At 70.4% G+C, this 23,893-nt stretch carries 19 protein-coding genes and 1 tRNA gene; 16 read left to right on the plus strand and 4 right to left on the minus strand.

Annotated elements, in window-relative coordinates:
- Window positions 1–221 precede the first annotated feature (221 nt).
- The 10 genes from MTP10_RS05890 (at window position 222) to MTP10_RS05935 (ending at window position 10,266) form a co-directional block, all read left to right on the plus strand.
- On the plus strand, window positions 222–698 hold the full coding sequence (locus MTP10_RS05890; RefSeq protein ID WP_310707967.1) for a general stress protein: 477 nt from the start codon (window positions 222–224) through the stop codon (window positions 696–698).
- Window positions 683–2,578, plus strand: coding sequence for a molecular chaperone DnaK (gene dnaK / locus MTP10_RS05895; protein WP_397334419.1), 1,896 nt, complete (start codon window positions 683–685; stop codon window positions 2,576–2,578). The genes MTP10_RS05890 and dnaK overlap by 16 nt, the downstream gene beginning before the upstream one ends.
- Window position 2,579: 1 nt before the next feature.
- A complete protein-coding gene (locus MTP10_RS05900; RefSeq protein WP_310707969.1) occupies window positions 2,580–3,089 on the plus strand; it encodes a nucleotide exchange factor GrpE in 510 nt (169 codons plus the stop codon).
- Window positions 3,089–4,021 (plus strand): DnaJ C-terminal domain-containing protein, encoded by a 933-nt coding sequence (locus MTP10_RS05905; protein WP_310707970.1) that lies wholly within the window; start codon window positions 3,089–3,091, stop codon window positions 4,019–4,021. The genes MTP10_RS05900 and MTP10_RS05905 overlap by 1 nt, the downstream gene beginning before the upstream one ends.
- Window positions 4,018–4,311 carry a chaperone modulator CbpM gene (locus tag MTP10_RS05910; RefSeq protein WP_310707971.1) on the plus strand — a complete coding sequence of 98 codons (294 nt, stop codon included), beginning with the start codon at window positions 4,018–4,020 and terminating at the stop codon, window positions 4,309–4,311. The genes MTP10_RS05905 and MTP10_RS05910 overlap by 4 nt, the downstream gene beginning before the upstream one ends.
- Before the next feature lie 26 nt (window positions 4,312–4,337).
- Window positions 4,338–6,941 carry an ATP-dependent chaperone ClpB gene (clpB, locus tag MTP10_RS05915; protein WP_397334425.1) on the plus strand — a complete coding sequence of 868 codons (2,604 nt, stop codon included), beginning with the start codon at window positions 4,338–4,340 and terminating at the stop codon, window positions 6,939–6,941.
- A gap of 1 nt (window position 6,942) precedes the next feature.
- Window positions 6,943–7,371, plus strand: coding sequence for a thioredoxin (gene trxA, locus MTP10_RS05920; protein WP_310707973.1), 429 nt, complete (start codon window positions 6,943–6,945; stop codon window positions 7,369–7,371).
- Window positions 7,368–9,023 carry an FAD-dependent oxidoreductase gene (locus tag MTP10_RS05925; protein ID WP_310707974.1) on the plus strand — a complete coding sequence of 552 codons (1,656 nt, stop codon included), beginning with the start codon at window positions 7,368–7,370 and terminating at the stop codon, window positions 9,021–9,023. The genes trxA and MTP10_RS05925 overlap by 4 nt, the downstream gene beginning before the upstream one ends.
- A 5-nt stretch (window positions 9,024–9,028) precedes the next feature.
- Complete coding sequence (locus tag MTP10_RS05930; RefSeq protein WP_310708164.1) at window positions 9,029–9,478, plus strand: DUF1931 family protein; 450 nt, start codon at window positions 9,029–9,031, stop codon at window positions 9,476–9,478.
- 188 nt (window positions 9,479–9,666) lie between these two features.
- Entirely contained in the window at window positions 9,667–10,266 is a 600-nt protein-coding gene (locus MTP10_RS05935; RefSeq protein ID WP_310707975.1) for a DUF1345 domain-containing protein, read from the plus strand.
- Between the two features lie 146 nt (window positions 10,267–10,412).
- Here MTP10_RS05935 and MTP10_RS05940 read toward each other — a convergent pair whose 3' ends face one another.
- Together MTP10_RS05940 and MTP10_RS05945 are read right to left on the minus strand one after the other, a co-directional pair.
- Window positions 10,413–11,522, minus strand: a complete 1,110-nt coding sequence (locus MTP10_RS05940) for a hypothetical protein (RefSeq protein WP_310707976.1) — start codon at window positions 11,520–11,522, stop codon at window positions 10,413–10,415.
- 256 nt (window positions 11,523–11,778) lie between these two features.
- Window positions 11,779–12,750, minus strand: a complete 972-nt coding sequence (locus MTP10_RS05945; protein ID WP_310707977.1) for a helix-turn-helix domain-containing protein — start codon at window positions 12,748–12,750, stop codon at window positions 11,779–11,781.
- A gap of 321 nt (window positions 12,751–13,071) precedes the next feature.
- Here MTP10_RS05945 and MTP10_RS05950 point away from each other — a divergent pair, with 321 nt between their 5' ends.
- Window positions 13,072–13,566 (plus strand): DUF6010 family protein, encoded by a 495-nt coding sequence (locus tag MTP10_RS05950; RefSeq protein ID WP_310707978.1) that lies wholly within the window; start codon window positions 13,072–13,074, stop codon window positions 13,564–13,566.
- Window positions 13,567–14,442: 876 nt separating this feature from the next.
- Here MTP10_RS05950 and MTP10_RS05955 read toward each other — a convergent pair.
- A tRNA-Leu gene (locus MTP10_RS05955) sits at window positions 14,443–14,528 on the minus strand.
- Window positions 14,529–15,096: 568 nt separating this feature from the next.
- Here MTP10_RS05955 and MTP10_RS05960 point away from each other — a divergent pair.
- Both MTP10_RS05960 and MTP10_RS05965 read left to right on the plus strand, forming a co-directional pair.
- On the plus strand, window positions 15,097–15,795 hold the full coding sequence (locus MTP10_RS05960) for a hypothetical protein (RefSeq protein ID WP_310707979.1): 699 nt from the start codon (window positions 15,097–15,099) through the stop codon (window positions 15,793–15,795).
- A gap of 462 nt (window positions 15,796–16,257) precedes the next feature.
- Window positions 16,258–18,300, plus strand: coding sequence for a chaplin family protein (locus MTP10_RS05965; RefSeq protein ID WP_310707980.1), 2,043 nt, complete (start codon window positions 16,258–16,260; stop codon window positions 18,298–18,300).
- Between the two features lie 424 nt (window positions 18,301–18,724).
- Here MTP10_RS05965 and MTP10_RS05970 read toward each other — a convergent pair whose 3' ends face one another.
- Window positions 18,725–18,892 carry a DUF5703 family protein gene (locus MTP10_RS05970; RefSeq protein ID WP_397334426.1) on the minus strand — a complete coding sequence of 56 codons (168 nt, stop codon included), beginning with the start codon at window positions 18,890–18,892 and terminating at the stop codon, window positions 18,725–18,727.
- Window positions 18,893–19,101: 209 nt separating this feature from the next.
- On the opposite strand from MTP10_RS05970, the gene topA reads away from it, so the two are divergent.
- The 3 genes from topA (at window position 19,102) to MTP10_RS05985 (ending at window position 23,872) form a co-directional block, all read left to right on the plus strand.
- Window positions 19,102–21,885 carry a type I DNA topoisomerase gene (topA, locus tag MTP10_RS05975; protein WP_310707982.1) on the plus strand — a complete coding sequence of 928 codons (2,784 nt, stop codon included), beginning with the start codon at window positions 19,102–19,104 and terminating at the stop codon, window positions 21,883–21,885.
- A gap of 73 nt (window positions 21,886–21,958) precedes the next feature.
- Entirely contained in the window at window positions 21,959–23,233 is a 1,275-nt protein-coding gene (locus MTP10_RS05980; RefSeq protein ID WP_310707983.1) for a metallophosphoesterase, read from the plus strand.
- 69 nt (window positions 23,234–23,302) lie between these two features.
- Entirely contained in the window at window positions 23,303–23,872 is a 570-nt protein-coding gene (locus tag MTP10_RS05985) for a helix-turn-helix transcriptional regulator (protein ID WP_310707984.1), read from the plus strand.
- The last annotated feature ends 21 nt before the right edge of the window (window positions 23,873–23,893 follow it).

Below are 23,893 nucleotides of genomic sequence, written 5' to 3' on the forward strand. Positions count from 1 at the left end.
CGTGTGGGGGATGTGACCGCCCAGCGCGCCGACAAGGGTCAGAGCAGTAAGTCCTGAGCCCGAACCCCCCAATCCCAGTAGGGGGACCGATGGCATTGCTGGCAATGCGCCGCAGGGGCGGCGTCTTTCCGACGGCGTGCTGACCATCACCGTTCCGAAGGCGGCGGCTGCCAAGCCCCGGCACATCGAGGTGGCCGCCTGATGCGGGGAGAGGAGGAGCCATGACCGTCGCGCCGGCCGGTTCCGTCACCGCCAACAAGGAACGGCTCGCCAGTTACCAGACGTACCAGGAGGCGCAGAAGACCGTCGACTATCTGTCGGATCACGGGTTCCCCGTACACGGAACGCTGATCGTGGGCGTGGGCCTGCGCTCGATGGAGCATGTCCTCGCGCGCATGACTCATCTCCGCGCGGCCGGCTGGGGCGCGCTGAGCGGAGCCTGGTTCGGCCTGCTCGTCGGCCTGTTCTTCGGGATCTTCTCGACCATGGCCGAGTCCCTGGTCGCCCTGATCCTGTGGGGCGCGGTCGCTGGGGCGATCTTCGGCGTTATCGCGCACGCGGCGCACGGCGGACGGCGGGACTTCGTCTCCGAGACCGGCCTGGTGGCCGACAAGTACGAGGTCCTCGTCGACTCCGAACACGCGGCCAGGGCCCATGAGCTCATTGGGAAGGCGAACGAGCAATGGCGAAAGCAGTAGGCATCGACCTAGGAACCACGAACTCGGTGATCGCCGCTACCGAGGACGGTCACCCCACCGTGCTCCCCAACGCGGAAGGGTCACGCACGACCCCGTCCGTGGTGGCGTTCACCCCTGAGGGTGAACGCCTGGTGGGCCAGCTCGCGCGACGCCAGGCCATACTGAACCCGAAGGGAACGATCTACTCATCCAAACGGTTCATCGGCCGTCGTTACGACGAGGTCGAGAGCGAGATCCACGCTGTCTCGTTCGACGTCGTCGAAGGGCCGCAGGGAGACGTCCGCTTCCAGGTCGGCGAAAAGCAGTACGCGCCGGAGGAGGTCTCGGCGCTCATCCTGCGCAAGCTGGCCGCTGACGCGGCGAAGTATCTCGGCGAGAAAGTGACCGAGGCGGTCATCACCGTACCGGCGTACTTCAACGACGCCCAACGCCAGGCCACCAAGGACGCGGGGCGCATCGCCGGCCTCGAGGTCCTGCGGATCATCAACGAGCCGACCGCCGCCGCCCTGGCGTACGGGCTGGACAAGAAGTCCAACGAGACCGTGCTGGTCTTCGACCTGGGCGGCGGTACGTTCGACGTCAGCATCCTGGACATCGGCGAGGGGGTCGTCGAGGTCCGCGCCACCTCCGGCGACGGGCACCTCGGCGGCGACGACTTCGACCGCAGGATCGTCGATCATCTGGCTGACGAGTTCCAGCGAGAGCAGGGCATCGACCTGCGCAAGGACCCGCAGGCGCTGCAGCGCCTCTTCGAGGCGGCCGAGAAGGCCAAGGTCGAGCTGTCGTCGGTGACCCAGACCACGGTCAGCCTGCCGTTCATCACGGCGGACGCCTCCGGACCCAAGCACCTCAACACCACGCTCATGCGGTCCACCTTCGAGCAGATCACCGCCGACCTCGTCGAACGCTGCATCCATCCCGTCGAGCAGGCGATGGAGGACGCCAAGCTCAGGCCCGCGGACATCGACGAGGTCATCCTCGTCGGCGGATCCACGCGGATCCCCGCCGTCCAGAGCCTCGTCCGCAGGCTCACCGGGGGCAAGGACCCCAACATGACGGTGAATCCGGACGAGGTGGTCGCCATCGGAGCGGCGATCCAGGCGAGCATCATCAAGGGCGAGGTGCAGGACGTCGTGCTGCTCGACGTCACGCCGCTCTCACTCGGTGTCGAGACCCTCGGCGGGCTCATGACCAAGGTCATCGAGCGCAACACCACCATCCCGGCCCGCCGGACCGAGACGTTCTCCACGGCGGAGGACAACCAGAGCGCCGTGGACATCGTGATTCTGCAGGGTGAGCGGGAGCGCGCCGCCGACAACCGGGTGCTCGGGCGCTTCCGGCTGGAGAACATCCGGCCCGCGCCACGAGGGGTGCCGCAGATCGAGGTGACCTTCGACATCGACGCCAACGGCATACTCAACGTTTCCGCCCGGGACAAGGACACCGGGGCCGAGCAGCGGATCACCATCAGTGAGAGCTCCAACCTGGGCAAGTCGGAGATCGAGCGGATGGTCGCGGACGCCGAGCAGCACCGTGACGAGGACACTCGGCTCCGGGAGACCATCGACGCGCGGAACGAGCTGGACTCGGTCGCCTACCAGGTGGAGCGCCGGCTACAGGAGCTCGGGGACGGCGTACCCGTGCACGAGAAGGCACGTGCGGAGCAGCTCGTCGGGGACGCCCGCCAGGCGCTCAAGGAAGAGGCGCCGATCGACCGGCTGCGGGCGCTCAGCGCCGAGCTCCAGCAGGTGTACCAGGGACTCGGCGCCAGTGTCCGGCCGGATACGCCTGAGGTGCCGCCTGATGTCCGGGCGGAAGGCGCCCCCGGCGCCGACGACGACGTGATCGACGCGGAGTTCACCACCTCGGAGCCCGATTGACATGCACGAGAACGTACCCGAGGGCCGGAGGGAGCCCCCTGAGGAGGCCGCCGCCGCGTCCGCGGAGACGGACGCCAAACTCGTGGAGCTGGAGGACCGATGGCTGCGCGCCGTCGCCGACCTGGACAACCTCCGCAAGCGGATCGCCCGCGACAACGAGCGGCTGCGGGCCGAGGAACGCGCCAGGGTCGCCGCCGCGTGGCTGCCCGTCCTGGACAATCTCGAGCTCGCGCTGAGCCATGCGGGCGACGGCGACGGCGACGCGAAGGCGGTGCTCGACGGCGTGCGAGCGGTGCGCGATCAGGCCGTCTCCGTCCTGGCCAGCCTGGGCTACCCGCGATACGACGAGACGGGCGTGATGTTCGATCCGGCGCGCCACGAGGCGGTGGCAGCCGTCGAACGGACCGATGTCGAGCCTGGCACCGTCGTGGAGGTGCTGCGGCCCGGCTATGGCGAGGGCGAGCGGCAGCTGCGGCCCGCAAGAGTCGCCGTCGCGAAGAAGGCGGAGTGATGGCCGCACGGCGGGACTTCTACGAGGTACTCGGCGTGGACAGGAATGCCGACGCCGACGAGATCCAGCGCGCCTATCGCAAGCTCGTGCGCGCCTACCACCCGGACGTCAACAAAGATCCGGGGGCAGAGGACAAGTTCAAAGAGATCTCGGAGGCCTATGCTGTGCTTTCCGACCCCGAGCAGCGTCGCCGCTACGACGCCTTCGGCCACGACTTCCGCCAGGTCCCGCCCGACGTGGACCCCGCGGACTACGCTCGCGCCCGCGCAGGCACGCGCGCCGGATCGGGTGGCACATGGCGGTCGGCGCCTGACCAGGGCGTTGATTTCGGCGCGGACCTTGACCTGGACGACCTGCTCAGCGGCATGTTCGGCGGCCGTGGCAGGCGACGCTGGGGCCCTGTGCCGGGCGCAGACCAGGAGGCGCAGCTCACGCTGACCGTCGAGGAGGCCTACCGCGGCGGCCGTCGCACCATCACACTCCCCGATGGCAGGCGGCTGGACGTCACGATCCCGCCCGGGGTCACGAACGGGCAGCGCATCAGGCTCGCCGGGCAGGGCGGGCGCGGAAGCGATGGAGCGCCGGCAGGCGATCTGCACCTGATCGTGCGGATCGCCGACCATCCCCGGTATCGCGTGGAGGGCCGCGACATCCACACCACCCTGCCGCTCGCTCCCTGGGAGGCGGCACTGGGAGCCACGGTGCCCATCGACACGCCAGGCGGCGAGGCGAAGGTGACAGTGCCACCGGGCACGTCCAGCGGCCGTCGCCTGCGCTTGCGAGGGCGCGGCATGCGCAACCCGAGTGGCCCCGCGGGCGACTTCTTCGCCGAAGTCCAGATCATGGTGCCGGCCAAGCTCACCGACACGGAGCGACGCCTGTTCGAACAGCTCGCCTCCGCATCGCGGTTCGACCCGAGGAGGCGCTCGTGATCTACGCACTCGTACGCCCGTCCCGGCTGGACCTCGACTCCTACGCGCGGGCCACGGGGCTGCACCCGGAGATCGTCCGTCGGTTGGTGACCCTCGGACTGCTGGAGCCCGACAGGGACGCCAGAGGGGAGCTGTGTTTCGCCCCCTCCAAGGTCACGGCGGCCGCCCGCATTCAGCGGCTGCACGAGGGCCTGTCCATCAACTACGCCGCGATCGGTGTGGTGATCGACCTCCTCGATCGGATCGCGGAGCTCGAGGCCGCCCTGCGCGGCCCTTTGCCACGACGCTAGGGAGACTTGGAGTGGACCCGAACAGGATGACGCAGAAGACGCAGGAGGCCCTGCACGACGCCCAGACCAAGGCGCTGCGGCACGGTCACACCGAAGTCGACGGGGAGCATCTCCTGCTGGCCCTGCTTGACCAGCCCGAGGGGCTGGCGCCCCGGCTGCTGCAACAGGCGGGTGCCGACACGCAGCTTCTTCGCGCCGATCTGGAAGCGGAGCTGGCGCACCGGCCCAAGGTCAGCGGCCCGGGCGCCGCGCCCGGCCAGGTGTTCCTCACCCAGCGCCTGGCCCGGCTGCTCGACGCCGCGGACCGGGAGGCCGGGCGGCTCAAGGATGAGTACGTCTCGGTCGAACACCTGCTGCTGGCCCTGATCGAGGAGGGCTCCGCGACCGAGGCGGGGCGGCTGCTGCACGGCCAGGGTGTGACCAGGGACCGGTTCCTGCAGGCGCTCACCGCCGTCCGGGGCAACCAGCGGGTCACCTCGGACATGCCCGAGGTCGCCTACGAGGCGCTGGAGAAGTACGGGCGCGACCTGGTCGCCGACGCCCGCGCGGACAAGCTCGACCCCGTGATCGGCCGCGACACGGAGATCCGCCGCGTGATCCAGATCCTGTCCCGCAAGACCAAGAACAACCCCGTGCTGATCGGCGACCCCGGCGTCGGCAAGACGGCCGTGGTCGAAGGACTCGCCCAGCGGATCACCCGCGGCGACGTCCCGGAGGGGCTGCGCGACAAGACCATCTTCAGCCTGGACATGGGCTCGCTCGTCGCGGGAGCCAAGTACCGCGGAGAGTTCGAGGAACGCCTCAAGGCCGTGCTGAGCGAGGTGAAGGCGGCTGAGGGCCAGATCCTGCTGTTCGTCGACGAGCTTCACACGGTGGTCGGCGCCGGGGCGACCGAGGGCGCCATGGACGCGGGCAACATGCTCAAACCGATGCTCGCGCGCGGCGAGTTGCACATGATCGGCGCGACCACGGTGCAGGAGTATCGCCAGCACATCGAGAAGGACGCCGCCCTGGAGCGGCGGTTCCAGCCGGTACTGATCGACGAGCCCTCGGCCGAGGACGCTGTTTCGATCCTGCGCGGCCTGCGCGAGCGGCTGGAGGTCTTCCACGGCGTGAAGATCCAGGACAGCGCGCTCGTCGCCGCGGTGACGCTCAGCCACCGCTACATCGCCGACCGGTTCCTGCCGGACAAGGCCATCGACCTGGTCGACGAGGCGTGTGCGATGCTCCGCACCGAGATCGACTCCATGCCGGCCGAGCTCGACGCGCTCACCAGGAAGGTGATGCGGCTGGAGATCGAGGAGGCCGCGCTGGCCAAGGAGGACGACCCCGCGAGCCGGTCCCGCCTGGAAGAGCTGCGCAAGGAGCTGGCCGCCACGCGTGCCGAGGCCGAGGCGATGCGGGCGCAGTGGGAGGCCGAGCGGTCGGCCCTGCGCAAGGTGCAGAGCCTGCGGCAGGAGCTGGAGAGCGTGCGGCGGGAGGCCGAACAGGCCGAACGCGCCTATGACCTCAACCGTGCCGCCGAGCTCCGCCACGGCCGGATCCCCGAACTGGAACGCCGGCTTCGCGCCGAGGAGGAGCGGCTCGAATCCCGGCAGAACAGCCACCGGCTGCTGCGCGAGGTCGTCACGGAGGACGAGATCGCGTCCATCGTCTCCCGCTGGACCGGCATCCCCGTGACCCGGCTGAAGGAGGGGGAGCGGGACAAACTGCTCAAGCTCGATCAAATCCTGCACGAACGTGTCATCGGGCAGGAGGAGGCCGTGCGGCTCGTGGCCGACGCCGTCATCCGCGCTCGCTCCGGCGTCAAGGATCCTCGGCGCCCCATCGGATCGTTCCTGTTCCTCGGACCCACCGGGGTCGGCAAGACCGAGCTCGCGAAGTCACTCGCGGAGGCCCTGTTCGACACCGAGGACAACATGGTGCGCATCGACATGAGCGAGTACCAGGAACGCCACACGGTCAGCCGGCTCGTCGGTGCTCCTCCGGGCTACATCGGTTATGAGGAGGGCGGTCAGCTCACGGAGGCGGTGCGGCGCAAGCCGTACTCGGTGGTGCTGTTCGACGAGATCGAGAAGGCACACATGGACGTGTTCAACACGTTGCTGCAGGTCATGGACGACGGGCGGCTGACCGACGCGCAGGGCCGCACGGTCGACTTCCGCAACACCGTGGTCATCATGACCTCCAACATCGGCTCCCAGCACCTGCTGGACGGGGTCACCGCCGACGGGGAGATCAAGCCCCAGGCACGCGAGAGCGTGATGGGGGAGCTGCGCATGCACTTCCGGCCCGAATTCCTCAACCGGGTCGATGACATCGTGCTGTTCAAGCCGCTGACCGAGGCCGAGATCGAGCGCATCGTGGACCTGATGTTCGCCGACATCAGAAGCCGCCTGGCCAGCCGCCGGCTCACCCTGGAGGTCACCGAGGACGCACGCCGGCTCATCGCCAACCAGGGCTACGACCCCGTCTACGGTGCCCGGCCACTGCGTCGGTTCATCGCCCGCGAGGTGGAGACCAGGATCGGACGCGCGCTGCTCGCCGGCGACGTGCCCGACGGGTCGACCATCACGGTCGGCGCCGACAAGGGTGAGCTGAACGTCACCTTCTATCCGCCCAGGACCTGAGATGCGCACCGTGAACTGCCCCAACTGCGGCAGACCCAACAGGGTCCCGGACGCCTACCGAGGCAAGCCCCTGTGCGGGGTGTGCCACCGGCCGCTGCCGTGGATCGCCGAGGCTGACGACAACACCTTCGCCGAGGTCGCCGAGCGCGCCGACCTTCCCGTCCTGGTCGACTTCTGGGCGCAGTGGTGCGGGCCTTGCCGGATGGTCACCCCGGCACTCGAACAGCTCGCCCGCGAGATGGCGGGACGGCTCAAACTCGTCAAAGTCGACGTGGACGGCTCTCCGGCCCTCGCCCGCCGATACACGATCACGGCCGTCCCGACACTCATGGTGCTGCACGAGGGCCGCGTCGTGGCGCAACGCGCGGGCGCGGCGCCGGCGCCGCAGTTGCGCGAGTGGGTCGAAGACGCAGTGCGAGCTCCGTCATGACAGAGCACTCCAGCGTGGAAACACCGGACCTGTGCGGGGCCTATCCCCGGCTGGACGAGGGGCAGATCGCCAAGTTGTCCCTGCACGGCGAGCGGCGGTCCGTGTCGCCGGGCGACATCCTCTACCGGGAGGGCGAGCCTACCCCCGAGTTCATCGTGATCCTGCGGGGCAAGGTGGCCATGGTCGAGGGGGACGGTGCGAAACAGCGGACGATCGCAGTCCACGGCCATGGGCGTTTCCTCGGCGAGCTCGGCCTCCTCACCGGCCAGGCCGCATTCGTCACTGCGGTCGTGCGGGAGCCCGGCGAGGTGCTGGCCGTGCCGGCCGACGAGGTGCGGACGCTCGTGGCGGGCGACCCGGCGCTCGGTGACCTCATCCTGCGGGCCTACCTGACCCGCCGCTCCCTGCTGATCGGTCTGGACGTCGGGTTCCGCATCATCGGCTCCCGATACTCACCCGATGCCCGGCGGCTTGTCGAATTCGCCGCACGCAACAGGATCCCTCACCGGTGGATCGACCTGGAGGAGGACGAAGCCGCGGACGCGCTCCTGCGCGAGCTGCGCATCTCCCCGTACGACACCCCGGTGGTGATCTGGCACGGCGACCAGGTGCTCCGCAACCCGACCCCGGCCGAACTGGCGAAGACCATCGGCCTGCCCGCCCCTGCGTCGAGCGACGCCGTATGCGATGTGATCGTCGTAGGCGCGGGACCCGCAGGCCTGACCGCCGGCGTGTACGCGGCCTCTGAGGGCCTGACAACCGTCGTGCTCGATGCCGTAGCTGCGGGCGGGCAGGCGGGCACCTCGTCCCGCATTGAGAACTATCTCGGCTTTCCCACTGGCATCTCGGGCGCCGAGCTCGCCGAGCGTGCCGTCATCCAGGCAGGCAAATTCGGCGCCCACCTGACCGTCCCCGCCGAGGTGGGCAGCCTGGAACCGCGTGAGGGCCACTACGGCGTCATCGTGGAGGGCGAGTGCGCCGCGAGGGCCCACGCCGTGATCATCGCCACCGGCGCCCGCTATCGGAAGCTCGACGTTCCCCACCTGGAAAAATTCGAAGGATCCGGCGTCTACTACGCGGCGACACCGTTTGAGCTGCGCATGTGCCGGCGATCGCCCGTGGTCATCGTCGGCGGCGGGAACTCTGCCGGCCAGGCGGCGCTTTACCTGGCCAGGAACGCCTCCTCGGTATGCATGCTCGTGCGCGGCGGCGACGTACGCGCGAGCATGTCCCGCTACCTCGTCGACGAGATCGACCGAGCTCCCAGCATCGAAATCAGGTACTACACCGAGGTACGCGAACTACTCGGAGATCGCACACTACGGGCCGTCCGCGCGCAGAACACGCGGACAGGAGAACTCCTGGAGATCCGGACCAACGCGCTGTTCACCTTCATCGGAGCCGACCCGCACACTGCATGGCTCAAGGGAACTCTCCCGCTGGACGACCGCGGCTTCGTCCTCACGGGCCAGGGCACGTCGCCTTGGGGCGCCCTTCCCCTGGAAACAGGGCACCTGGGCGTATTCGCCGTCGGCGACGTTCGCAGCGGCTCCGTCAAACGAGTCGCCTCCGCGGTCGGTGAAGGCGCGATGGCGGTCCGCATGGTGCACGAAAGATTCACTGCCACAGGGAATCAACAGGAAAGACGGTGATCCACATGCCCGTGATCGCAGTTTCCAGGTTCGAGCACTTCTTTCGCGCCGCCGCGGGACTCGACGTGGACAAGGCCGACCTCAAGCGCTACAGCGACTTCGTCAACCGCAAACTGTACGACATGCTCGTCGTCGCCGAGGCCGCCGCGAAGTCGAACGCGCGGGACATCATCCAGCCCTGGGACCTGCCCATCACCAAAGGACTGCAGGAGAGCATGCACGACTTCCGGGACCTGGACGAGGAACTGGACCTGGCCTCGATCCTGGCGGAGCTCGCGGCGCTGCCTCCGCTCGATCTGTCGCTCAGCGAAGATACCGAGGCCCGGCTGCCTGCCGTGTCGGGTGGGCTCTCCGTGGCGCTCGCCAGGGCGATCAGAGTCATAGAGCCCGCTCGCAAGAGCCCGGCGAGCGAGGAGTGGACACGCACCATCCGTGTCTTCGACCTGCTGCTATGACGAGATTCGGCCTGTTGCTGGTGCCTCGCCGGCGGCCACCTCGATCGGGTTCCGTACCGCAGTGACAGCGAGCATGCGGAGATGCGCGGTGAAGGGGTGGCGTCGGGCCGTCCCGTGACAATCTGGTGCAGGTGGGGGCAATGGAGGGGCGTCGCGGACAGCGAGTACTTTCCTTGCGGCGGGTTTTGATGTGCGTCCTGCTCGGCGCCGTGGCCGGCGGAGGCGTCGCACTCCTCGGCGCCCCTGAACTGTTCTTCTTCGTCACCTGGGATGTGGCGGTTTCCCTCGTCCTGGCGTGGGTGTGGCAGATCAGCTGGTGGCAGGACCACGAGGGGACCAAGCGCATCGCCGAAGAGGAAGGCGGGACGCACACCACCGACACGGGCATCCTGATCGGCGCGGTGGCCAGTCTCGCGGCCGTCGTGGCCGCGCTCCTCCGCCCGAGCAGTGATCAGGATCCGGTCGCCGTGATCGAGGTGATCTTGAGCTTGGTGACCGTGGCCCTGTCCTGGGCTTTGACGAACACCGTTTTCGCCCTCAAGTACGCACGCTTGTACTACGTCGACGATGACGGAGGCATCGACTTCCAGCAGGAGCAGCCGCCGAGCTACAGCGACTTCGCCTACACGGCGTTCACCGTGGGGATGGCTTACGGAGTATCGGACAATGTGCTGGCCAGCACCCGCATCCGGAAGGTCGCCTTCGGGCACGCCCTGCTTTCCTACCTTTTCGGCACCGTCGTTATCGCGGTGTCCGTCGGTCTCATCGCCAATCTGGGGCAGCGGTGAGCCCGTGTCCGCCTTCCCGACCCAACCGCGCCCGCCGACGCCTGAGCCAGGACGCGTGCCGAGCGCCTGAGGGTCATCCACAGCGGCATCCAACGGTAGGTCGCCGAGCGCTCTGGTCCGGCCGGGCGCTGGCCTCAGGGCGGGAACTACGCGTCCTTCTCGTCCTGCCAGCCGCCGGGTTCGGGATGGTAGCCGTAAGCGGCGGCCCGCACCGTGTCCTCGTCCTCCAGCCCGGAGCCGATCGCGCCGCCGACGGTGGCCAGCGAGCTGATGATCCAGGCCAGGATCAGGTAGTCGGTGAAATCGACCGGCCGCTGCAAGATCTGTTCCAGCACGGATGTGTCGATCAGCAGCGCCGCGGCGAGTATCGTTCCGGCGAACAGCACCAGATAGGACACCGCTGCGGCCAGGGTGAGGGTGAGAATCGTGCCCACGTTGAACAGCCGGGCCAGCTCAGCCGGTGTCTCCCGGTCCGGTTTCTCCCACAGGTCGTGCGCAACGATCAGCCAGACCACCAACGCGGTCAGCCCGAGAAGCATGATCACGGCGAGGCGGAGTCCGCCGAGCGCATCGCCCATCTGCCAGATGGTGTTGGTGGTGAGCGCGAACGCGGCCGTACCAAAGGCGCCGACCAGCAATTTGGACAAGCCCAGCAGGGCGCGCCCCGGGCGGTTGGCCCGGACCATTCCGGTCAGCAGCCGCACCCGGCCGATCAGCCGCGAGGCGACGTAGCCCAGTTCCCCGGCATCAACCTCGCCGACCACCCGGTGAATGGCGGCAATCCGGCCGGCCAGCTCAGCCGGTGCCCCGCCGGCCGGCGGTACCCGCTCCTCGGAAGCGTCACTGAGTAGCCGGCCCACGAGATCCGGAACGGCTGCGCGGACCGCTCGCAACTGGCGCAGCCCCAGCGAGGGCAAGGACACCATCGCGACTCGGCGCCGGGCGGACGTCTGCGCGACCAGCGGCACCCGCTCGATGTGCAGCGGCAGGTCGGTCAGGCAGATCGCGACGTCCCACCGGGCGTCGGCACGCCGGTTGGCAAGATCGTCGAGTAGCGCCTCAACGCCGCCATCGCGGCGGGGAGCCACGTCGCCCCAGCCTTCCCGGACGGTCCACCGCACGTCCGGGTCCACCCGCTCGGTGAGCAGGTCGGGCAGATCGGCGGTGAGCCGCGCAACCACCTGCGCCGGATAGTCCGGCGGGGTCGCCACGAGCCCGACGACGATCTCCGGCCGATGCTGTTCACTGGTGGCCATTGGTGCTCCTCGCCGGTAGCCGGGCGGAGTCCCGGGACTCACTACCCGCAGTCGCGCGCCACATGCGCCCTTGTATCGGGTGTGTCCGGCTTGGACCAGCAGCCCCGTTGCGCCAAGTGCACGGCCGTGCGCAGGGTCTCCTCAGCGGTGCCGGTTCCTTCGCCGTCACCGGCCGGGCTGGCGCTGGGCAGCGCTCGCACGTGGTCAGAGGCCCGCCACCGCACCCGATCCCGGAATCTGTCGGTCTGCCCCTCCCTCAGTTCCGGGCGCCGCCCGCACGAGGACCGGAGGATCTGAAGGAGGCGCGGTAGGACTGCGGCGTGACCCCGACGACACGCTTGAAGCGCTCGCGGAAGGCGGTGGCCGAGCTGAACCCGGACTGCGCCGCGACCCGTTCCACGCCGTGGTCGGTGCTCTCCAGCAGGAACTGCGCCCGGCGCACCCGGGCCCGCAGCAGCCACTGCAGCGGCGTGGTGCCGGTCTGCTCACGGAAGCGGCGGCTGAACGTACGCTCGCTCAGCCCACTGCGCGCGGCCAGATCCGCCAGCGTGATCTCCTGGGCGAGGTGCTCCTCGATCCACGCCAGCACTGGCTCCAGCAGCGAGCCCCGGGGCACCGGCGGCAGGGCGTGCGAGACGAACTGCGCCTGCCCGCCCTCCCGTTCCAGCGGCACCACCGACAGCCGGGCGGAGTCGGCGGCCACGGCCGAGCCGAAGTCGCGGCGGATGAGGTGCAGGCACAGGTCCAGCCCCGCCGCCGCCCCGGCCGAGGTGAGGATCTGGCCGTTGTCGACGTACAGCACGTCCGGCCGCACGTCGATCAGCGGGTACGCCTCAGCCAGCCGCCGCGCCGCCGTCCAGTGGGTGGTGGCGCTCAGCCCGTCCAGCAGGCCGGCCGCGGCGAGGGTGAAGGCGCCAACGCAGATGGAGGCGATCCTGGTGCCGCCGGCCGCCGCCGCGCGCAGGGCCGCGAGCACCTCCGGGTCGGGCGGCGCGGCCGGTTCCGAGCGGCCCGGCACGATGACGGTGTCGGCCTCGCGCAGCGCCTCCAGCCCGTACGGGGCGACGATCGTGAACGCCTCGCTGGTCACCTGCGGCGTCCGCGCGCACACCCGGACCCGGTACGGGCGGCGCCCGTCGGCGAGGGCGGCCCGCCCGAACACCTCGACCGGCGTGGCCAGGTCGGCCGGCACCACGTGGTCCTGGGCCAAGACGGCGATCGTGTGCATGACGGACACCGTAGCGGCCACTGCCCCGCCCGAAGCAGTACGTCGGGAACCGCCCAGACCCCCGCCGGAAGCAGCGCGTCGGGACCGCCGGCCCCCAGTCGAAGCCGCGTTGTCGAGGGGGACGGCCCGGACGCCCCGCCCGGGCCTTCGTGGCCGGCCGGGCGGTGCCGAAGGTGAGAGCCGACGCCTACGAGAGGGCCGGTGGCGGGAACCCGTGGGAAATTGTCGATTCAGCCCATGGGGCGGCGGGGGCGGTCGTCCTAGTCTGGCGCCGCCCCCTCTCCTTCCCTTCACGTTTCGCAGAACGGTACGCCGCCTCTCATGTCCATCCTCATGCCGATCCTGATCGGCCTGATCGCCGTCACCCTCATCTCCCTGATCCCCGAGCCGCACCGGCGCACGGTCAACGCCGTGATCGTGGCCGGCGCGGGCGCCGCCTACCTCAGCGGCGGCGGGCTCGGTTACGCGGAGTTCGTGCTGCCGATCGTCATGACGTACGTCGCCTACCGGGGGCTGACCAGCTATGCCTGGATCGGCGTCGGCTGGCTGCTGCACACCGTGTGGGACGTCATCCACCACCTCAAGGGCGCCCCGATCCTTCCCTTCGCCGAGCACTCCTCGTTCGGCTGCGCCATCTGCGACCCGGTGATCGCGCTGTGGTGCTTCGCGGGCGGGCCCTCCGTCATCGGCTGGATCCGCGCCCGCTTCTCCCGCGAACCCACGACCTCAGCCACCTCCGGTACTCAGGCCACCCCCGGTACGAATGCCACGTCCAGTACGAATGCCACGTCCGCCGGGCCGTCCGCTGCCGGGTAGGCCATCCTGACCCGCGGCTACCATCGACAGGTAGGAGATCGACGGGACACCGGCCTCGGCCCCTTGCGGTTGCCGACGGGCGCGCCGGCAAGACGACCCTGCTTTCACGGCCGCGCTGCCTGACGCAAGCCGTAAGCCCGTCCTGCGCCGCCGCGATGAGAACAACCAGCCGTGGCTCACCCAGAAGGACGCGCAGAAGGCCCTGCGCGACGCCCTCGGCAAGGTGGACAAGGGCAAGTTCGTCCAGCCGAGTAAGCAGACCCTGGGTGCGTACCTCGACGTGTGGGTGGCCGGGCTCAGGCTCGAACCCTCCACCTTGGCGAGCTACCAGAAGAACATCCGCCTCCACCTCAAGCCATACGATCTCGGCAAGACACCGACGAGGGGGGACTTGAACCGTTTGCCTATCTCCTCGACAGTCGGCCGGATCCGTGGTTGTGCCTGTGATAAGCGCATCTCGATGCCTCCTGCGACTAGCGCACGAAGCGCCGTCCCCGGGACTGCACGAGGCCGAGGCAATCAAGCGGCAGATGGCCGAATGCGATCGGAAGCTGGCTCGCCACCGCGCGGCTCTGGAGGCCGGCGCCGACCCGGTGCTCATCGCAAGCTGGATGGGTGAGGAACAAGGTCGAGAGACTGAGCTGCAACACAGGCTCACCCGGCTCCCCGTCGCCCGGTCCCGTCTCTTGGACCGCGACAGCCTGGCCGTGTCCCTGCGCAGTCTGGGGAGCCTCGTGGAGGTCCTGGTGAGAGCGGACCCAACCCGGAAAGCCAAGATCTACGCCAGTCTCGGCCTGGAGCTGGTCTACCACCCCTCACAACACAAAGTCCTGGTCGCCGTCTCCAGCGACCAGGACCATATGGGGTACCAGTCTGTGTCCGAGGGGGGACTTGAACCCCCATGCCCCGCAAAGGGCACTAGCACCTCAAGCTAGCGCGTCTGCCTATTCCGCCACCCGGACTTGGTGCCTGCACGTGGGACCGTCATCCCGCGTCGGCTCAGTAAGGTTAGCAAACTCTGAGGGGTGCGTGATACCGCGAATCCCCGAGAGCGGATGGCGCGGCGTCCGATGGCCTGCGCCGGCCCGGGTGACGCGGTTCCAGACAGTCTGTCGCGGCGGGCTTCCTTGGCCGCGTACACGTTCAGGCCCTGGTCGCGTACACGTGCGAGCCGTCCGTCGCTCAGGGGCGTAGCCAGGGTCCGCCTCCTGCGGAGCCGCCCCGCTGCCCACCCCGCCTTCCTGCCGTAGCTACCGGCCTCGCCCGGCCGGCCGCCTCCGCGCCAGCCCCGTCTCATCCCAGCCTCCGCCCCGCCTCCGTCTCCGTCTCGGTCTCCGTCCCATGGGAGGGAACTGCGGGTCATTCGGGGGAGCGCGATGGTCCCAGAGTCCGAAGCTTGACTGATTCATGGGTCTCCGGTGAAAACAGCTTGCGATCACCTTGGGTGCTGCTACGGTTACGCATCGTTGAGGGGTGAGTCCAGGGACCGGCCTCACGACGTGAGGTCGGTTCCGGATATGGGGAGGTCACGTGACACGCACGCCGGTGCGACGACTGAGGGCGATGGCCCGGGTCGTGCTCCGCGTGTCCGTGTCCGTGCCCGTGGCCGTTCCGGCAGGCGAGGCGATCACCGAGCGGGCGCACCGGATGGCGCGGTTCGCGGCCGGTGCCCGCCGGGTGGTCGCGCGGGCGGCAGTCGCAGGTGGCGTGATCGCCGCCGGCTGGTTGCTCGCCGTCCTGTTCGGGACGCTTCTCTCCGCCGCTCCGGCCGCCGCGAGCACCGGGACGGCGGACTCCACCGCCACCGGCGCGACCACGACGGCCGCGACAGTGGCAATGACAGAGGCGCTGCCAGAAGCAGCCACGGGAACCAGTGGCTCCCACTCCGTCACCCCCGACGCCGTCACCGGGTCCTTCACGGACGGTTTCCCCACGGACGACGGCGCAGTCTCGGCGGCGGACAACGCCGAGGCGATGGCAGGGCGCACGGTCGACGGGCTGACCAGCCAGTCCGACCCCGGCCTGCCGCCTCCCTCCACCGCGAGCAAGATCCTGGGCACCGACGGACTGGTGCCGGGCGGCGGTGGCGGCCCGTTCGGGCCAGGTATGGGGGACGTCGCGAGGTCATTCCTCGACCCGCGGCCCGAGGCTGGACGCGCCGTCGTGGCGCGCGTGCTTCCCCCCGTCGTCCGCACAGCGGCGGACGACCCTTCTTTCTCACCTGACTGATCCCCGCCGTTGATGCCGGTCCTCACGGGCCGGCGGCGGAGCGCGGCCATGGCCCGCACCCGCCCGGGGCCCACCTGGCCCCACTCGCCATCGGGCCGCACGGCCCGCACCCGTCACGAAGGCGCGAGGCCGGCCGAAGAGGCCGGACGGCCGCTCACGCGACGGGCCGGCGAGAGGCGGGAGTCGTGGTTCGCGTGCGCGACGGGTCGGCGAGGGACGGGAGCCGCGGTTCCCGTCCACGACGGGCCGGGCCCGCCGGCGACAGGCCGGCGGCGCAGTAAGCCCGCTCTCACGAATCGGTGGGGCATGAGCCCCTCCGCCGGCGGGCGACACGTCAGTCATCACTGGTTCGCGGTCGCGAGGTCCCGCTGTACGGCGACGCGTCACGCTCCCGTACGGCCTCGCCGCCCGCGAACCGTCAGGCGCAATTCATTCCCCCCAGAAGTCATAGGAGCATTCATCATGCGTACGTGGGCGAAGGCTTCCACACCCGCGGCTCTGCTCGCGGTCGCGGTCATGTCGTTCGGCAGCGGCACCGCCCTGGCCGACACCTCCGGCGACCACTCCATCGGCGGCGGCAACCAGGTCAACCTGCCCGTCACCCTGCCGATCGACATCAGCGGCAACTCCGTCGCCGCGGTCGGCGAGTCCCACGCGGTCTCCCAGGGCGGCGCGTCGGTGGAGAACACCGGCCGCTCCAGCATCCCGGGCAAGACGTCCGGCGACTCCAGCATCCTCGGCGGCAACCAGATCAACGCGCCGATCACCGCCCCGGTCAACGCCTGCGGCAACGCCGTCTCCCTGTTCGGCAGGTCCGACGCCGGCTGCAAGGGCGGCGCCACGGTCAAGAACAACGGGCGCGGCGGCCCCGGCGGCAACCGTACCTCCGGTGACCACAGCATCCTCGGCGGCAACCAGGTGACGGCGCCCATCACCGCGCCGATCAACGCCTGCGGCAACGCGGTGGCCGTCTTCGGTGAGGCGACCGCCGGATGCAAGGGCGGCGCGTCGGTCAAGAACACCGGCCGCGGCACCGGCACCGGCCGCAACACCACCTCCGGGCGCAACTCCGTGCTCGGCGGCAACCAGGTCCTGGCGCCCGTCAGCGCCCCGATCAACGTCTGCGGCAACGCCGTCGCGGTGGTGGGCGAGGCGTTCGCGGGCTGCAAGGGCGGCTCGTCGGTCACGACCGGGCGGCCGGGCGGGCACCCCGGCGGCGGTTACGGCCGCGGCCACGGCGGGCACGGCGGATCGGGCTCCTCCGGCAACGACACCGACGGGCGGTTCGGCGCCGGCAGCGGCAACCAGGTCATCGCCCCGATCAGCCTGCCCATCACCGCCTGCGGCAACGCCGTGGGCAACGCGCCCGCCGGGTGCAAGGGCGGCGCGTCCGTGGAGAACACCGGCCGCGGGACGGGCGCCGGTGGCAACACCACCTCCGGGCGTTCGGGCGTGCTGAGCGGCAACCAGGTGGTCGCGCCGATCACCGCTCCGATCAACGTGTGCGGCAACGCGGTCGCCGTGCTCGGCGGGGCCTTCGCCGGGTGCAAGGGCGGCGCGTCGGTGAAGAACGACGGCGGCCGGGGCGCGGGCGGCAACCGCACTTCCGGGCGTTCGGGCGTGCTCAGCGGCAACCAGGTGGTCGCGCCGATCACCGCTCCCATCAACGCCTGCGGCAACGCCGTCGCGGCCCTCGGCCTGGCCGAGGCGCACTGCAAGGGCGGCGCCAGCGTCTCGCCGCAGCAGGGCTCCGGCGCGGGTGGCAACACCACTTCCGGGCGTTCGGGCGTGCTGGCCGGAAACCAGGTGGTCGCGCCGATCACCGCTCCGGTCAACGTGTGCGGCAACGCGGTCGCCGTCCTGGGCGACGCGGCCGCCGGGTGCCTCGGCGGGGCGCACGTCGGCAAGCCGGCCGACAACGGCCACGGCGGACACCCCGGCCACCCCGGCCACGGCGGCTCCGTCCGTCACCCGTACGCGGCTCCCGGCGCACAGGGCGGCGGGATGCTGCCCGCCCTCCCCGCCGTCGGCGGCCTTCAGGGCGCCGGGGACGTGACGCGTCAGATGCAGGGCGCCGGCAACCTCCCGGTCGTGGGTGACATGTCCGACTCGCTGGGCCTGCCGGTCCTGCCGTCGCTGCCGGGCCTGCCCGACCGCCCGGCCCGGCCCGCCGTGCAGCCGGTCAAGCCCGCCAAGCCCGCCAAGCCGGTCAAGCGCGCCAAGCACGCCAAGGAGGTCGCGTCCAACGCCTCCGCCGCGTCCGGCCCGCTGTCCGCGGTCGCCCCGGCGACCTCGCTGGTCGCGGCCACGCCGGTCGGTGGCGCCGCCACCTCGGCCGCGCGCTCCCTCCCGGTCGGCGACATCGGCCTGATGAGCGCCGCGCGGCCCGCCGGGGTCACGGGGATGAGCTTCGGCGCCCTGGTCGCGCTGCTGATGGGCGGGATGTGCGCCGCCTCGGCGACGCTGTTCGCGGCCACCCGCCGCTTCCGCCTCGGCCGGAAGTAAGCGCCCCGCTGCTTCCGCCTCGGCCGGGAGTGAGCGCTCCGCCGCTCCCGCTCCGGCCGGGCACAAACGACCCGCCGCTCCCCTTCGGCGGGAAGTGAGCGCCCGGCGTGAAGTGCCGGAGGTGGGCGGTCCCCGCGCGGGCCTCGACCTGGGGTACGTGGCCGATCTCACCACATGTCCCGGGGCTCTCACTCCACGGTAAGGGCATCCGGATCGGCAGCCGCAAGCACAGAAGAAGAAGAGGTACGGTCAGGCCCCCACGCCATGGGCGGCCGGACCGAAAACCCCGCCCGTCTCCGCACCCAGGAGGCGGGCGGGTCCACAGACGCTTTGCCCGTCTCGGGGGCGCGGCCCGGGACGGGCAAAGCCATGTGCGCGTCCGGACGGGCGCGTACCAGGAGAGGTGGGCGTACGTTGAGAAAAGTCACAGAGTGCGGCGGACCCGCATGACCTTGCGGCGCAGCCGCACCTGCCGGCTCCCGTCGGGGTGCAGGCGCACCCGCGAGAGCTCCCACTGGCCGTACTCCGCGTGCTCGGTCAGCAGCTGACGTGCGGCTTCGCGGGAGAGATCGCGCGGAATGAAGATATCCATGTAGGAGTAGTCGAGCACAACGATTAGTCTCCAGGGTGAGTCAGGGCGCGGTGCCGCTCGTTGGGCCTTATTCTGCGTGCTTGTGGGTGGACCCGAAAGCTAGTGGGTAGCCCCGGGGGAAGGAAAATTCCGCGAGTCGGGTTACCTTTCAGATCTGTGCCGGCTCCCGGCAGGGGGAATTGCAAGCGAACAGCGAGGTAGGAAGCAGCGTGCCAGCCAACAACGGCAGCGCCGGCGGAACACGCCTGGTGATCGTCGAGTCGCCCGCCAAGGCGAAGACGATCGCCGGGTACCTCGGGCGCGGCTACATCGTCGAGTCCAGCATCGGCCACATCCGCGACCTGCCGGAGAAGGCCGTCGACATCCCCGAGAAGTTGAAGGGGGAGCCGTGGGCACGCCTGGGTGTGAACGTCGATCATGGGTTTGAGCCGCTGTACGTCGTGAACCCCGACAAGCGGGCGCAGGTCAACAAGCTGAAGCAGCTGCTGCGTGACGCCGACGAGCTGTTCCTCGCCACTGACGAGGACCGCGAGGGCGAGGCCATCGCCTGGCACCTGCGTGAGGTCCTGAAGCCCGAGGTGCCGGTCCACCGCATGGTGTTCCACGAGATCACCCCGCAGGCGATCCGCGACGCGGTCTCCAACCCCCGCGACCTCAACCTGCGCCTCGTCGACGCCCAGGAGACCCGGCGCATCCTCGACCGCCTCTACGGCTACGAGGTCAGCCCGGTCCTGTGGAAGAAGGTCAAGCCCCGCCTGTCCGCCGGGCGCGTGCAGTCGGTCGCGACGCGGCTGGTCGTGGAGCGCGAGCGGGAGCGGCTGGCGTTCACGCCCGCCCACTACTGGGACCTGCAGGCGCTGTTCGACAGCAACAAGCCCGAGGAGCGTCCGCGTGACTTCACCGCGACGCTGACGGGGGTCGACGGCAGGCGGGTGGCGCAGGGCCGCGACTTCGCCAGCACGGGCACCCTCAAGTCGTCCGAGGTGCTGCACCTGTCGGAGGCCGCCGCCGGTGAGCTGGCGGCCCGGCTTCAGGGCGCCTCGTTCGCGGTCCGTTCCGTCGAGCGCCGGCCGTACACCCGCAAGCCGTACGCGCCGTTCCGGACGACCACTCTGCAGCAGGAGGCCAGCCGGAAGCTGGGCTTCTCCGCCAAGTACACGATGCAGGTCGCCCAGCGGCTGTACGAGCAGGGCTTCATCACGTACATGCGTACCGACAGCATCACGCTGTCGGAGACGGCGATCGCCGCGGCGCGCTCGCAGGCGATCAAGCTGTACGGCTCGGCGTACGTGCCCGACAAGCCGCGCGTCTACACCAGCAAGGTCAAGAGCGCGCAGGAGGCGCACGAGGCGATCCGGCCCTCGGGCGAGGAGTTCCGCACGCCGGGCGAGACCGGGCTGTCGGGCGACATGTTCCGGCTGTACGAGCTGATCTGGCAGCGCACCGTGTCGTCCCAGATGAAGGACGCGGTGGGCGAGTCGATCTCGGTGAAGGTCGGCGGCCGTTCGTCGTCGGGCGAGAACGTCGAGTTCAGCGCCTCCGGCCGGACGATCACGTTCTACGGCTTCCTGAAGGCGTACGTGGAGGGGGCCGACGACCCGTCGACCGACCGCGACGACTCCGAGAAGCGGCTGCCCAACCTGGCCGAGGGCGACGCGCTGGGCCTGTCGCGGCTGGACGTCGCCGGCCACTCCACCAAGCCGCCGGCCCGTTACACCGAGGCGTCGCTGGTCAAGGAGCTGGAGGACCGCGAGATCGGGCGGCCGTCCACGTACGCCTCGATCATCGGCACGATCCTCGACCGCGGCTACGTGTTCAAGAAGGGGACGGCGCTGGTGCCGTCGTTCCTGGCGTTCGCCGTGGTCAACCTGCTGGAGCAGCACTTCGGCAACCTCGTCGACTACGACTTCACCGCCGAGATGGAGAAGGTCCTCGACGACATCGCCAACGACCGGGCCGAGCGGGTGCCGGAGCTGCGGCGCTTCTACTACGGCCACGAGGGCGACGCGGGCCTGAAGGAGATGGTCACCGACCTCGGCGACATCGACGCCAAGGAGATCAGCTCCTTCCCCATCCGGGGCACCGACATCGTCATCCGGGTCGGCCGCTACGGCCCGTACCTCGACCGCGACGGCGCCCGCGTCAACGTGCCCGAGGACATGACCCCCGACGAGCTGACCGCCGAGAAGGCCGAGGAGCTGTTCTCGCGGCCGACAGGCGACCGGGAGCTGGGGCAGGACCCGGTGACCGGGCACCTGATCGTGGCCAAGGACGGGCGGTTCGGGCCGTACGTCACGGAGGTGCTGCCCGCTCCGCAGGAGGAGGAGGGCGCGCCGAAGCGGCGCACCAAGAAGGCCGACGCGGCCAAGCCGCGCACGAGCTCCCTGTTCAAGACCATGTCGCTCGACACGGTGACGCTGGAGGACGCGCTCAGGCTGCTGTCGATCCCCCGGGTGGTCGGCGAGCTGGAGGGCGAAGAGGTCGTCGCGTTCAACGGCAAGTTCGGCCCGTACCTGAAGAAGGGCACCGACTCGCGGTCGCTGGCGTCCGAGGACGACCTGCTGACGGTCACGATCGAGCAGGCCAAGGAGCTGTTCGCGCAGCCCAAGCAGCGCGGCAGGGGCCGGGCGGCCGCCGCGGCGCCGCTGCGGGAGCTGGGCGACGACCCCAACTCCAAGAAGCCCGTGGTGGTCAAGGAGGGCCGGTTCGGTCCGTACGTGACCGACGGCGAGACCAACGCGTCGCTGCGCAAGGGCGACACGGTCGAGGACATCACGATCGACCGGGCCGCCGAGCTGCTGGCCGAGCGGCGTGAGCGGGCCCCGGCGCCGAAGAAGACGACGGCCCGCAAGCCCGCCGCGAAGAAGCCCGCGGCGGCGAAGAGCACGACGGCCAAGAGCGCCACGTCCAAGACCACAGCGTCCAAGAGCACGACGGCCAAGAGCACCACGGCCAAGACCACGACGGCCAAGAAGTCCGCGGCCAAGCCCTGAGAGTCCGCTCCTCGCTGAGAGGGCTCTCAGGCCGGACACCGCCCGGGGGCGGCGCTGCTCGTAGCATGACGGCGTGGTCTTGGGCTTCGTCTTCATGATGGTCGTGGCGGTCGCCGCCGTGCATGTGTACCTGTGGCATCGGCTGGTGCGCTCCACCACCCGCCGTGGGCGGCTGCGCTGGGTGCTGACCTGGGTGCTGGCCGGGCTCGGCGTCCTGGTGGTGGTGACGTTCGCGGGCACGCGGCTGGGGGTGGGGCACTGGCTGGCCTGGCCGGGGTACCTGTGGCTGGCGGTCATGTTCTACCTGCTGGTGTTCCTGGTCGTGCTGGAGGTGCCGCGCGCGGTCGCGTGGGCGCTCATACGGCGTGGCGGGAATCGGGCGGACGCCGGGGCGCGGGTACCGGAGACGGTCCCGGCCGGCGCGCCCGTTCCCGGCTCAGCTCCTGACGCCGCCCCGGTCGTCGAGTCCGGCTCTGACGCCGTACCGGCCGGCGGGTCCGCGCAGGCGACCGACATGAGCCGGCGGCTGTTCCTCGGGCGGGCGACCGTCGCCGTCGCGGGCGTGGGCGCGCTGGGCACGGTCGGGTACGGCGTGAGCAGCGCGCTGGGCGACCCCGTCATCGAGCCGGTCAAGGTCACGCTGCCCCACCTCGACTCGCGGCTGAGCGGCCTGCGGTTCGCCGTGGTCAGCGACATCCACCTGGGGCCGCTCACGGGCCGGGGCCACACCGAGCGGATCGTCCGGATGATCAACTCCCTGCGTCCCGACGTGGTCGCGATCGTCGGCGACCTGGTGGACGGCACGGTGGCCGAGCTGGGGCCGCTGGCGAGGCCCCTGCGCGATCTGGAGTCCAGGTACGGGGCCTTCTTCGTGACGGGCAACCACGAGTACTACACCTCCAAGGGCCCGGCCGAGTGGATCGAGGAGCTGGACCACCTGGGCGTGCGGTCGCTCCGTAACGAGCGGGTGGAGATCCGCCACCAGGGCGGCGTGCTCGACCTCGCCGGGGTCAACGACATCAACGGCGCGACCATGGACGACGGCCCCGACTTCGCCAAGGCGCTCGGCGGGCGCGACACGAGCCGGTCCACGGTCCTGCTCGCCCACCAGCCCGTCCAGGTGACCGAGGCCGCCCGGCACGGCGTGGACCTGCAGCTCTCGGGGCACACGCACGGCGGCCAGATCGCGCCGTTCAACCTGGTCGTGCCCCTGCAGCAGCCGGTCGTCTCGGGGCTCGCGACGGTGGACGGGGTGCAGGTGTACGTGACGCGGGGCGCCGGGTTCTGGGGGCCGCCGGTACGGGTGGGAGCGCCTCCGGAGATCACGCTGCTGGAGCTGCGATCGTGACTTTCCGCGATCCTCTGGTCACCGGAGCCGTCCTGGCGTAGTATCCGTCGGGATACCCAGGAGGTGGCGATGACGTCCACACCGGCCGGGAGCGTGTTCGAGCGGGGCGGCGTCCCTGACGTCACGTTCTGGGCGCAGCGCGGTGGTTGGCTGTTCAAGCAGGCCAGACACGCCGCGAGCATGAAGCAGGCGGCGCTGGCCAGCGCCAGCGGCACGTCACGGACGACGCTGTCGGCGTACGAGCACGGCCGCAAGTCGCCGACGCTGGAGACGGCCGGGCGGATTCTCGACGCCGCCGGGTTCCGGCTGGCGCTGGAGCCCAAGGTCGAGTTCACCCGGGGCGTCGCCGCCGACGGCAGGCCGTTTCACGTGCCGAGCCGGTTGCCGCGGTTACCGCCGTCACGGGCGCTGGCCAGGGTTACCGTGCTGGGGCGCGCGTACGATCTCGCCGACCGCGGGCAGCGCCGGGAGGCGTACGCCGCGCTGCTCGGGGCAGGCGGTCCGGAGGACCTGCTGGCGCACGTCGACGGGGTGCTGCTCGTCGAGCTCTGGGACGAGCTGCCCCTGCCCGACGCCGTGCGCTCGGCCTGGCTGCCCCTGGTACGAGAGGCCCGGGGCGAGCCGGGGTCAAAGTCGTAGGCCGTGAACCATCGGAGAGCA

The organism is Nonomuraea sp. 3-1Str (assembly GCF_031570565.1).
In the GTDB taxonomy this organism is placed as follows: domain Bacteria; phylum Actinomycetota; class Actinomycetes; order Streptosporangiales; family Streptosporangiaceae; genus Nonomuraea.